The sequence below is a fragment of the Curvibacter sp. PAE-UM genome (assembly GCF_001432305.1).
GTDB lineage: Bacteria > Pseudomonadota > Gammaproteobacteria > Burkholderiales > Burkholderiaceae_C > Hylemonella.
The window spans coordinates 2,074,646-2,085,102 of sequence record NZ_KQ483358.1 but is presented as its reverse complement, the minus strand read 5'-3'; the positions used below and the strand labels follow the sequence as shown (position 1 = coordinate 2,085,102).

Sequence of the window (10,457 nt, the reverse complement as noted above, 5' to 3'; positions counted from 1 at the left end):
CCGCCCCCCCCTGCCGATTCTTCTTGCGCAAAACTGGCGGCTCGGATTCGACCGCCGGGCGAACCTCGGCGGCGACCTCCGGCGTTTCTGCGGGTGCACTGGCAGCGGACTCGGGAGCCGATGCCGACGGCACAGGCGCCAGGGCGGGTGCTTCGATGACCGTCACCAACGGTGCCGCTGGTGGCGGGGAAGTCGCGCCCAACCCCAGATACCAGGCCACCGCGATGCTGGCGACCAGCAGCAGCAAGAGCGGCAGCAGCCAGCGCCCCAGACGCGCCGCCGGGCGCTGCGCAGACGACGGTACGCTGACCGTGCCCAGTGTCCCGGCCGGACCGGCCTGGCGTGGATGGCCCGGCGCTGCGCCCTCGGCCCGACGGGCATCGAGATCACGCAACATCTTGTTGATGACGCTCACGACATTTCCCCTGCTTGCGATTTGCGCTGGACCGGGCGCAGCCCCGGCAGCCTGCGCCACCAGCGCGGCCGCGGCATCTGCACACCGGGCGTGTCGGCAGCGGCCAGTTCGACATGCCGGACCAGCACGCGGTGGGTATTCTCGCCAAAGGCAAGCAGCAGGCACTTGTGGGCCAGCACATTGACCAGCCGCGGCACGCCGCGGCTGTACAGCGCCAACGAGGCAGCAGCGGCCGGCTCGAAGACCCGGATGTCGGTCAGTCCGTCCTCGGCCGCCACCGCCAGCCGGTGCGCCAGATAAGGCCCCACGCGTTCGGGCCGCATGCCGCCGAGATACTCGCTGAAGGTGATGCGCTGCAGCAGCTGGCGGATCTGCGGACGCGCCAGAATCTCATCGAGCTCGGGCTGGCCGAACAGCACGATCTGCAGCAGCTTGCGCTTCTCGGTCTCGAGGTTCGACAGCAGGCGCAGGCTCTCCAGGGTGGCCATGCGCGTGGCCTGCGCTTCGTCGATGCAGACCAGCACCGGCCGCCCGGCCTCGGCATGCCTGAGCAACCCCTCCTGCAGGCTGGAGAGCACCTGGTGCCGGCTGAGCGGCGGGACGAGTTCGATGTCCAGTTCCCGCGCCAGGGCCATGAGCAGGTCGTCAGGACCCATGTCCGGGTTGGGGATATAGGCCGTCACGAACTCGTCCTGCAGGTTGCGCAGCAGCTGACGGCACAACAAGGTCTTGCCGCAACCGACCTCGCCCACGATCTTGAGGAAACCCTCGCCGCTGCGCAAAGCGATCAACAGCGTGTTGAGCGCAGCCTGCGCCCCTTCGTGCGGATAGAAAAAAGCCGGATCGGGCGTGATGGAGAACGGCAGCTCACGCAGTGAAAAGTGCCGCAGGTACATCACTTACCTTGCCGCGGGTTTCGCGGGCGCCTCCTGCGCCGAGCCGTCGAGCTTGATCACGCGGCGGCGGCTGGCGTCGATGTCTTCCAGCGCGGCGCGCGAGCGTTCTGTCTGCGCCTCCCAGTCCTGCGCCGTACGGATGATGGTGGGCTTGATCAGGACCACCAGCTCCTTCTTGCGCGCGCTGCTGGCCCGGTTGCCGAGCAGGAAACCGAAGGGATTGCCCTCAGCCGTCGAGCCCGGCACACCCGAAGCGCTGCGGCTCGAGGACAACTGCATCAGGCCGCCGATGGCGGCGATGTTGCCATCCTGCAGGCGGACCATGGTGTCGGTCTCGTTGACGCTGCTGGAGGCCAACGGCAGCCGGTACAGGCCCACGCTGCCCAGGTCCACGTCCTTGGTCTTCTCGGTCACGGTCGTGACCGAGGGATGGATGTGCAGCATGATGCTGCTGCCGTCGTCGATCTGCGGTGTCACGTCCAGCGCAATGCCGGAGAAGAACGGCGTCAGCGTCAGGGTCGGCAGCGTGGTGCTGCCGGCCACACCAGCCACACCGCTGCTGGTAGTGGTGCCACCGGTGACGTTGGTCACGAAATAATCGTCCGCGCCCACCTTGAGCACGGCCTTCTGGTTGTTCAGCGTGGCCAGACGCGGGCTCGAGAGCGTCTGCACATCACCCTGCGACTCCAGGAAACCCAGGACGGCGGCGAACTGGCTGGTGGCGAGCGCCAGACCGAACAGGCCGCCGCCTGCAGCCACCGACGGAATCGGTACCGGCGTCACCCCCGAGGCGGTCGAACCCGATGACAGCAGCGCGTTGGAGGTCGCCACGCCGCTGCCCAGCACACCGATCACGCCCGTGCCATTGCTGTCGGAACCGAAAGCGCCCCAGTTGATGCCGCTTTGCTGACCTTCGCGCAATTCGACCTCGACGATCTTGGCCTCAAGCATGACCTGGCGTTCCACCGCCACCTGGGTGGCCTTGAGGAAACGCTCCACCTGACGCAGTTCGTCCGGCATGGCACGCACGGCCATGATGCCGGCCTGCGGGCTGATCACCACGTTGCGCCCCTCGCCCTTGCCCACCAGCCCACGCACGGCATCGGACAGTTCGGCCCAGAAATCGGAACTCGAGTTGGTTGAAATGCGGCTGCTTTCACCCTGGCGCTGGGTGCTCTGGGCACCGGCACCCTGGGCTCCAGCCGTGGAAGTGGCCGTCGTGGTGCCAGCGGTACCCGGGTTGGAAGGCGCAGCACCGGAGGAAACCCGCACCTCACTGCGTCCGATGCGCTGCGCATGCGGATAATTGATCGTGAAGATGCGTGTCTGCAACGTGGGAGCGTAGATGGTGATCCGACGCCCTTCCATGCGGAAGTCGTAGCCATAGACATCACGGATCGACTCCAGCGCTTCCTTCACGGTCACCCCGCGCAGGGTGACGGAGATGCTGCCCGTCACATCAGGGTGCATCAGCATGCTGTAGCGCGTCTCGGCCACCAGGGCCAGGAAAACCTCGCGGGCGTTGGCATTGTTGACCAGCAGGTCCAGCCGTGGCTCGGGCGGTACCGGAACTGCCGGGGGCGCCGGCTCGGCCAGCGCATCGCTGACGCGGGCAGGAACCGCCCCACTGGCCGCGACGGCCGGCGTCGGTGCCAGTTCAGCACGGATCGCCTCGGCCACGTCAGGCGTGCGGCGCGGCCGCTCGGCGCAACCGGCCAGCAGCCCCAGGCACAGGACGAGGCCGGGGATCAGCCCGGGCATCGCGTGCCGTCGGTGGAATCGGGTGGTCGTCGTTGCGATCATGATGTTGTCATTTTCATGCATAAAGGTGAACTCAGGGCTGCGCAGGCGGTACGTTGCGGCGCACAACGCCGGCATACAGCGGGACCTTGCGCAGTTCCCGCCCTTCACGCAGCCAGACTTCGGTTTCGGTGATGCGTTCGATGCGGGCCTTGCCCAGCATCTGTCCTTCGGCGTACAGACGCGTGCCGACGGCGACATGGGCGCGTCCGTCGACCACGATCACGGGCCAGACCCCCTGGCTGGCGCGCGGCTTCGCCGGTCCGCTGCCACCGCCGCTGCCCAGCGGGGGAACCGTCGGGTCACGCTGCGCCTGGGCGTTCAGCGGCATCACCCCGGCCAGCAGCAGACCCAGCCACGCCATCGCCCCCCAGGCACGCCAGGCCTTCATGTGCCACCTCCGACCAGCCAGACCTGCAGCGTCAACTCGGTCGGCTGCTGCTCGCTGTTCACCTTCATCGCCCCCCATCGCAAGGCCGGCAAGGCCCGCTCCAGCGTCTGGACATAGCGGGTCAATTCGGCATACGGGCCAGCCACGGTCAGCTCAAGGGCCTGGCGCTTCACCTTGACACCGGTCGCCGTGGCCACCTCGGCGCTGCGGGCATCGGGCGGCAGCGTGGCGGTGCGCACCAGCACCAGTCCCTCGTGACGGCGCAGGAAAAGCACCAGCACCTTGGACAGGGGCGTATCGTCTGCCTCAGCCCGCGGCGCGGCCGCGATCTCCTGGTTCACCTGAGCCAGCAGATCGCGAACCTGCGCCAGTTCCTCGCGCATCAGGCGGGCGGGGCCGGTTTCGCCGCTGGTGTTCTTCAATTCTTCGCGCAGGCTCTGCAGTTCTGCATCCTGCGCCGCAAACCGTTGCGTGATCTGCTGGTGGGCAGCCTGGACAGGCGCGAGCCAGAGCACATTCGCCAACAGCATGCACAGCACCAGCACCGTGACGAACAGGAAGGCCCGCTCCCGCAGGCTCAGCGCATCGATGCGCGCCACGATCACGGCCCACCAGCGCTTCATGGCTTGGCTCCCGTGGTCGCTGGCGCCGCGGCGGTCACCAGCGTATACGCCCACAGCGGCACGCCGGCAGCACGCGCCAGCACCGGCGCCGGGGCCGCGCCGGGACCACGGCCGTCCGTGGCCACGCGCTCGACCTTCACCACGCTCAGTTGCTGGCCCTGCAGCAACGGGCTCTGCGCCAGTCGCTCCATCCAGCCGTTCAAGGCCGCAGGCTCCAGCGTGTAACCGCCAAGTTCCAGGCTCAACTCATCCGCCTTGATGGTGGTGACCCAGGCCTGTGGGGGGATGCTGCGCGCCACCAGTTGCAGCCGGGCCGCATGGCCCTGCCCATCGCGCAGCAGCCCGCGCTTGAGTTCAGCCAGCAGCGCCTGACGCCGCTCCAGTTCGCCCTGGCGGGCCTGCAGTTCCTGCACCAGTGCCGCATCGGCTGGCGCTGAATTTTCCTTGTTGAGGCGGATGGCCGCCTGGAGCCGGGCGATCTCGCGCTGATTGGCGCTGACCGACTGCTGGTAGCCTTCGCTGAGCGACTTCAGGGTCCAGGTCCAGTAGCCCGAAAGAACGCCACCAAGCAGCACGAACACGCCCAGCGCGCTGGCCATGGTCTGCGCCGAGAAGTAACGCTTCTGCGTCAGGAAGATCGGCGTGCAGAGATTGATTTGCTGGGGCATGGCGGTTCTTCTTGTCGCTCAGAGCTTGCGGTTCTCGCTGCGCATCAGCACACCCAGCAACGGCCAGCACAGCTGACGGTCGGCATCGCTGCCGCCCTCGAAGCCGGGGAACAGGGGCGACACATCCAGCGGCAGCACGGCCTGCCCCAGTTGCTGCCCCAGCCAGCGGGCCATCTCCTCCGTGCGTACCCCCGCCTGCACGGTGATACGGTCCAGCACCAGCATGGGCCAGGTACGGTCCCACAAATCCAGCGAGCGCTGGATCTCCACCACCAGGCGTTGCACGCGGTCGTCATCATGGCCAGGCTCAGCCAGTGTGAGTTCGGTCACGGGGGTAGCGTCCCCCGCCGCACCCCAGGCAGCCTGCATGAAACCTTCGTCCAGGTCGATGCGACGGGTATAGAAAAGTTCGTCATAGGCGCAGATCGTCAGCAGGGCCTGACGGTCATCGGCCATGACGATGGCGGCATGCGCCCGATCGGTGACGCCAAGTCGCCGGGCCAGCGCCGACTGCAGGTTGCGCTGCGCCAGGTCCTGGATGTCGATCACGCCCACTTCGCAGCGCAGCTCGAGGGCCGCCTGCATCACGGAACGGATCTCGGCATTGGCCGCAGCCACCACGAAGAGGCTTCCTGTGGCGCGGACCCGGTCGTCGCCGACCTTGAGCACATCGAGTGTCAGGTCGTCCACATGGACGTTCACCATTTCCCGGATCTGCCAGCGTGCGGCCGTGCGCAGCTCCTCGGGTGGCACCGCGGGAGCATCGATCTGCAACAACTGGTACTGAGACGGCCGCAGCATCGCCTGCGCGCCCCGCCCCTTCAGCCCCAAGGCGGCCAGACGCTTGGCAAAGTCCTCGGCGCTGTCATCGCCCCGACGCTCAACGCCGAAGCGCTCAACGCGAAACACATCCGGGCTTTCCTGGCGCGCCTGCACATACGCCAGCGCCCGGCCATCCCAGGCGATCACCAGACCATCACGCTGGCGCAAACGACGACCGATCCAGGGCAGCTTCAAGGACACCTCCGCCAAGGCGAGGGAATCGCAACTGCGGGCGTGGGCACGTGAGCGTCCAGAATCATCAAAGCAAGCTGCCGGGTGAATGAAAACACAGCCATTTTGCTGCATATTTCATAGCTAAGACAGGCTAGTTTCTCAATGGCATGACAAATTGCCAACAATTTGACGGATTCGTCGGGCAAGTGCCGGCTCGTCTGAACGACCTCAGTAATTTTCGCGACTGTAGATCAGGCGGCTTCTGTAGATGCCGAAGGTGGCACGTCCGGTCGGGTTGAGGCCGGTCGGATTCACCACGCTGATGCCCCAAGGGAACTGCAGCCAGGGCCGGGCCGCCAGGGGAATGGAGATGTCCACGTAACCGCTGTTTCCTGAACCCGGCTTGGAGAACCTGAGCCCTGCGTCGCCAGAGGCCAGCTTGCCGGTCACGTTGACCGTCGCCGTGGTTTCCGCGGCACTGAGGTGATTGCCCGGGGCCCCCGTCGCCACTTCCGGATAGAACGTCAGGCCGGAGCCCGAAGTGGGCGCCGAGATGGCCGTGCAGCTGTCATCGCTGTTCATGCCCCAGGCACTGCCGTTCCAATACTGTGCCCGCAGCGTCAACGGCAAATCCAGCAGCTCCGAACCATAGGCATTGAGGAGCTGCAAACGGCCGTATCGCAGCGTGGTACTGCCCAGAGCCATGGCCGGGCTGGCAACCGGTACTTCGCCATCGTTGGGCGCAGCAGTGAGCGCGGCCGATGTCGGCGCGGTCAGGTCCGTGGGCCGGCTGATCTGGTGTTTGGCCGCCACCGTCGCCTCGCCGTTGGTCCAGCTGCCGCTGGGCGCGGTAGCGCTGCCGCTCAGACTGGAGCCCGCTGGAAGCGTCGCCGCCGAGAAACCGTAGCTGCCATAGAGGGCCAGATCGAGCTTGGCAAATGCGTCCCGGTAGTTGCTGGTGGTCCCGCCCGTCAGGTTCTGGGCGGTCAGGGTGAAGGCGGTCGTGAAGCCGTCTTCACCGAAATAGGTGAAAGAGGTCGCCGGCGCCCCCGGCGCACAGGCCGGCGTCAGGGATGCAGCGCTGATGGCAAATTTTGCCGGATAGAAGCGGCCCACATTGCCGGTGGTCGTGCCGGCCACGTCGCCAGCTCCGAGGTAATCGCCATCGCCCACGCGAGGCGTCAGCGTCATGATGCCGACCTCCCCCCAGGACAGGTTGGTGACGGTGGCCACGCCGCTGGTGAAACTGCTGCCCCCGATCACCCCGTTGGTGAGCGTCGCATTGCTGCCGCCGGCCGGCAGCACCAGAGCAGTTGCCAGGTTCACGCCCTCGGGCTGCGTTTCGCGGCCGTAGTTCGGGGTTGCTACGCCACCGGAAGTGGTGACCGTCACGGTCGCGGTGAAGCTCTCACCGGCCATCACGAAGCGGGCGCCTGCCGCACCACCTGCGGCCGGGTTGGCCAGCTGCGGGCTGGCCGTCTGCTTGATGTCGGAAACCACGAAACCGCCGGGCTTCACCACAAAGGGGTTGGTCGCCCCGGTCAGCGGGGCCCCGCCGACGGTCTTGTTCGCCAGCAGGGTCACCTGCCCCACATCGCCATATGTCAGGGTCAACGGCGCGTTGCCATTGATGTCGAACGTCAGGTTGACCCCGATGGAGTTGCTGAGCACACCATCATCATTGCGCGCGATGACCGTGGGCGCCCCCCCATTGACGCTCATCAGGTTGGAGCCGCTGCAGGTGGTCGGGTTGTTGCACTGGTAACCCAGGTTCACGGACTGCGTCCCCGTGAGGGCGGCCTCGCAGGCCCTGGTGGTCGTGCCGGTCCGCACAGCGCGCAGGTAGTAGGTGCCGGATGCCGTGCCGGCCACCTGCGTCGGGATCGTCGCCTCGATACCGTCGGCTGCGGCAGCAAAGAGAAAACCGGCGTTGTTGAAATTCATGCCGCAGCTGGTCGAATTGGTCACTGTGTTCAGGCAGGTCAGGCCATTGGGCGTCGCGGGTGTGTAGGTCGCCGACAAGGTGGCCGGGCTGGTGGTGGAGCTGACCGTGGAGGTGGTGAACCCGGCGATGCCGATGGCAAAACTCGCGCCGCCCGGGCTCAGGGTACCGCTGACACCGCCACCCGTGTAGAGCAGGCTGCAGTCGGCATTGGCGCAGGCCTTCACGGTCACGGCCGAAGGGGTGCAGGTCAGCCCGTCGCCCGGGTATTCGACCTGCAGGTGATCGGGCGCACCCACCGGGCAAGTACGCACCGTGGTCAGCAGGGACTGGATCATGGCCTGGGTCAGCGCCCCCTGGTAGATGCGAGGCTCGTCGATATGGCCCAGGAAATGGAAGCCGGCCTGCTGCCCTTCGGAGGACGCCGAGGTCTCGCCCCCGATGGCGGTCGCGCCTGTGCACGTGCCAGAAGCACACCACGCCCCGGTGTAGGTGCCCGTCGTCAGGGCCCGCTGGCTTCCTGCCGTGTCGTAGACGTAGATCCGGGCCTGCCTGGTCACCGCGTTGACGGTAGCTGCCACGTAATACCAGGTATTGGCGGCAATGACGTTATTGGGCGTCTGCAGGATCAGGCCACCGGAACCGGCTCCCGCTCCCGATGTGCTGGTGAAATTGATATTGCGGTTGAACAGGCGGATGCCCCCGGTAGTGCCATCCGCCAGACTGAGACCCCAGCCATCGTTGTTGTCGTCGTTGGCAAATATGCGTTGCTGCTGGGCACCGGGACTCGGGGACCGGATCCAGGCCGCGACCGAATAGCTGCCATCCATCTTGGGCAGGCTGGCTGGCAGTTGCACATAACTGTGCGTCACGCCGACGTGGTCGAAGTAACCGTAGCGGCAGGTGTTCTGGCTGCCGCTGGTGTAGGCGGGAGAGCCGACGGTCGTCGTCGCCCCGGCAAAGCCGGTCGCGTTGTAGCCATTGCCGGAACTGTCCAGCACCTCACCAGCTGTGCCGCCCCAGGCCAACTCGTCAAAGCGGTACTCAGCCAGCGTGGTGGCGGCCGGGGACAGCGCCAACAGCACGCCGATGTTGACCGAGCTCGCGGCCGCGGTGGCCACCCGGGTCCCCGTGGCGCCGACTGCCGCCTGAACGGCATACGCGCCCTCGATGGTCACGCCATTGGGCCCGGCACCGGTGGCGGCATCGAAGGCCTCGGTCATGCCCGCTGGCGGGGTGGCCGAGTTGCTGCCTTGCACAAAGCCATAAAGCGACACCAGCATGGCGTTGTTATCCACCGTCGTGATGCTGGGCGCGGTCAGGCTGGTGGACGCATTGTTTCCCTGGGACCCGCTGGCATTGATGGGCGTGACGGTATCAACACCGCGAAACGCCAGGATGGCACCCGCCGAGCGTCGGCTGCTGGTGAAGGAGAAGGTGAAACTGCCGTTCGAGATGTCGGCCGCTGTGGCAAAACGGTAGTAGACCGAGGTACCGACGGTGGACCCATCTGCATGGGTCCGGCTCAGCACATTGGTCCAGCCGGTCGCCGAACTGACGATGGGGGAGCCCGGGTTGTTTTGTGCAAGAAATGCCACCATCAGGTCCCCGGCCACCAGCCCTGTCGGGTTGTTGATCTGGACCGAACTCACGCTGGAATTCGACAGCGATCCGACCGAGGAAGACACGTAGGTGACGGCGGCCCAGGCCCCAGTGGCCGGAAGAAGGCACAGGCAGCCCGCCAGCAGCCACTTGGCCAAGGTTCTGAATGTGCTTTGAATCATGGTATTTCCACGGACGCAGAGACACTGCGCTCGACATAGCCAACCGAACCGACCGCCCCGCCCTGCGAGGCCGTGGCACCCAGCCTGAAAATGGTGACCGTGCCCCCGCTCTCGTTGTACGTCTGCCGCACGCAGCTGATGACAACGGTGAAACCCTCGATGACGAAGGGCGCTGGCGGTGCAGGACAGGCCACTGAACTGGCGATCACCCGGCTCACGCCCCATTCCAGCCCGGCACGGGCCGCCCAGTAGGCCCGCGAACCCTGGACGTCCTGGGCCGAGGTCAGTTGCTGCGTGTTGGAGAACGTCAGCATGAAGGCGCCCAGCGCGGCCAGCACGACCAGCAGGAAGACCGCAGTGATGGCGGCGAAGCCGCGCTGGATGGCGTGCAGGCGCTTCATGGTGTGTTGTTCACATGGACTTCGTGGTACAGGCTCACGGTCTCCGCGTTATCCGTGAGCTCCATCGCCAACTGGACCAGCGCATTGCGCTGCAGATCAGACCCGTTGTAGACAAAATTGCAGGCACTGACATTGCGCGCCAGGATGGGGCCGCCCGCCGGGCAGGCAGCGGCGGCAAAAGCCCGGCTCGTACGACGCAGGTTGCCCGCCGAACAGACATAGGCCACCACCGGTTCGTTGCCCGGGATCACGTGGAAGCGCTGCCCCCCCGAGGCCAGCGGGAAACGTTTGCTGCTGATGGTCAGGTTCGATTCTGCGGCTGTCGTGACGGCACTGACCGTCGCGGTGTTGTCACCGGCATAGGCATCGGCCCCGGTGATCCCCAGGTTGTAGACCGCGATCAGGTCATTCACCTGGATCCGCTGGTCTACGGGCAGATCCGCGTTGTTGCCCAGCATGTTGAACCGGGTATCGGCCGAGCCGAAGTCCAGCACGCTGTTGGTCTGCGCGCCCGGGCCGGCCGTCGTGTCAACGTCGGCCC

Annotated in this window: 8 protein-coding genes and 2 pseudogenes; all 10 read right to left on the bottom strand. The window is 66.4% G+C overall.

All coding sequences use genetic code 11. The features are described from left to right. Nucleotides 1-415, bottom strand: a pseudogene (locus AO057_RS18090) (hypothetical protein); the annotation flags it as partial. Further along, nucleotides 412-1,311, bottom strand: coding sequence for an ExeA family protein (locus tag AO057_RS10120; protein ID WP_057675520.1), 900 nt, complete (start codon nt 1,309-1,311; stop codon nt 412-414). The gene AO057_RS10120 and the pseudogene AO057_RS18090, both read right to left, overlap by 4 nt. Nucleotides 1,312-1,314: 3 nt before the next feature. Beyond that, a complete protein-coding gene (locus AO057_RS10115; RefSeq protein ID WP_205630016.1) occupies nt 1,315-3,114 on the bottom strand; it encodes a secretin N-terminal domain-containing protein in 1,800 nt (599 codons plus the stop codon). A gap of 31 nt (nt 3,115-3,145) precedes the next feature. Further along, nucleotides 3,146-3,502 (bottom strand): hypothetical protein, encoded by a 357-nt coding sequence (locus AO057_RS10110; RefSeq protein ID WP_057675517.1) that lies wholly within the window; start codon nt 3,500-3,502, stop codon nt 3,146-3,148. After that, a complete protein-coding gene (locus AO057_RS10105; protein ID WP_057675515.1) occupies nt 3,499-4,125 on the bottom strand; it encodes a hypothetical protein in 627 nt (208 codons plus the stop codon). The genes AO057_RS10110 and AO057_RS10105 overlap by 4 nt, the downstream gene beginning before the upstream one ends. Beyond that, on the bottom strand, nt 4,122-4,793 hold the full coding sequence (locus tag AO057_RS10100) for a PilN domain-containing protein (protein ID WP_057675513.1): 672 nt from the start codon (nt 4,791-4,793) through the stop codon (nt 4,122-4,124). Before AO057_RS10100 ends, AO057_RS10105 begins: the two co-directional genes overlap by 4 nt. A gap of 18 nt (nt 4,794-4,811) precedes the next feature. After that, complete coding sequence (locus AO057_RS10095) at nt 4,812-5,810, bottom strand: type IV pilus biogenesis protein PilM (protein ID WP_057675511.1); 999 nt, start codon at nt 5,808-5,810, stop codon at nt 4,812-4,814. Nucleotides 5,811-6,017: 207 nt separating this feature from the next. After that, nucleotides 6,018-9,491, bottom strand: a complete 3,474-nt coding sequence (locus AO057_RS10090; RefSeq protein WP_057675509.1) for a DUF6701 domain-containing protein — start codon at nt 9,489-9,491, stop codon at nt 6,018-6,020. A 20-nt stretch (nt 9,492-9,511) separates the two neighbouring features. Next, nucleotides 9,512-9,916 carry a hypothetical protein gene (locus AO057_RS10085; protein ID WP_057675507.1) on the bottom strand — a complete coding sequence of 135 codons (405 nt, stop codon included), beginning with the start codon at nt 9,914-9,916 and terminating at the stop codon, nt 9,512-9,514. Beyond that, nucleotides 9,913-10,457, bottom strand: a pseudogene (locus AO057_RS10080) (hypothetical protein); the annotation flags it as partial. The pseudogene AO057_RS10080 and the gene AO057_RS10085, both read right to left, overlap by 4 nt.

Excerpts from the sequence above, each read along its gene's own strand:
- AO057_RS10120 (WP_057675520.1), bottom strand. The coding sequence starts at position 1,311 with ATGTACCTGCGGCACTTTTCACTGCGTGAGCTGCCGTTCTCCATCACG.
- AO057_RS10100 (WP_057675513.1), bottom strand. The coding sequence starts at position 4,793 with ATGCCCCAGCAAATCAATCTCTGCACGCCGATCTTCCTGACGCAGAAG.
- AO057_RS10105 (WP_057675515.1), bottom strand. The coding sequence starts at position 4,125 with ATGAAGCGCTGGTGGGCCGTGATCGTGGCGCGCATCGATGCGCTGAGC.
- AO057_RS10115 (WP_205630016.1), bottom strand. The coding sequence starts at position 3,114 with ATGATCGCAACGACGACCACCCGATTCCACCGACGGCACGCGATGCCC.
- AO057_RS10110 (WP_057675517.1), bottom strand. The coding sequence starts at position 3,502 with ATGAAGGCCTGGCGTGCCTGGGGGGCGATGGCGTGGCTGGGTCTGCTG.
- AO057_RS10085 (WP_057675507.1), bottom strand. The coding sequence starts at position 9,916 with ATGAAGCGCCTGCACGCCATCCAGCGCGGCTTCGCCGCCATCACTGCG.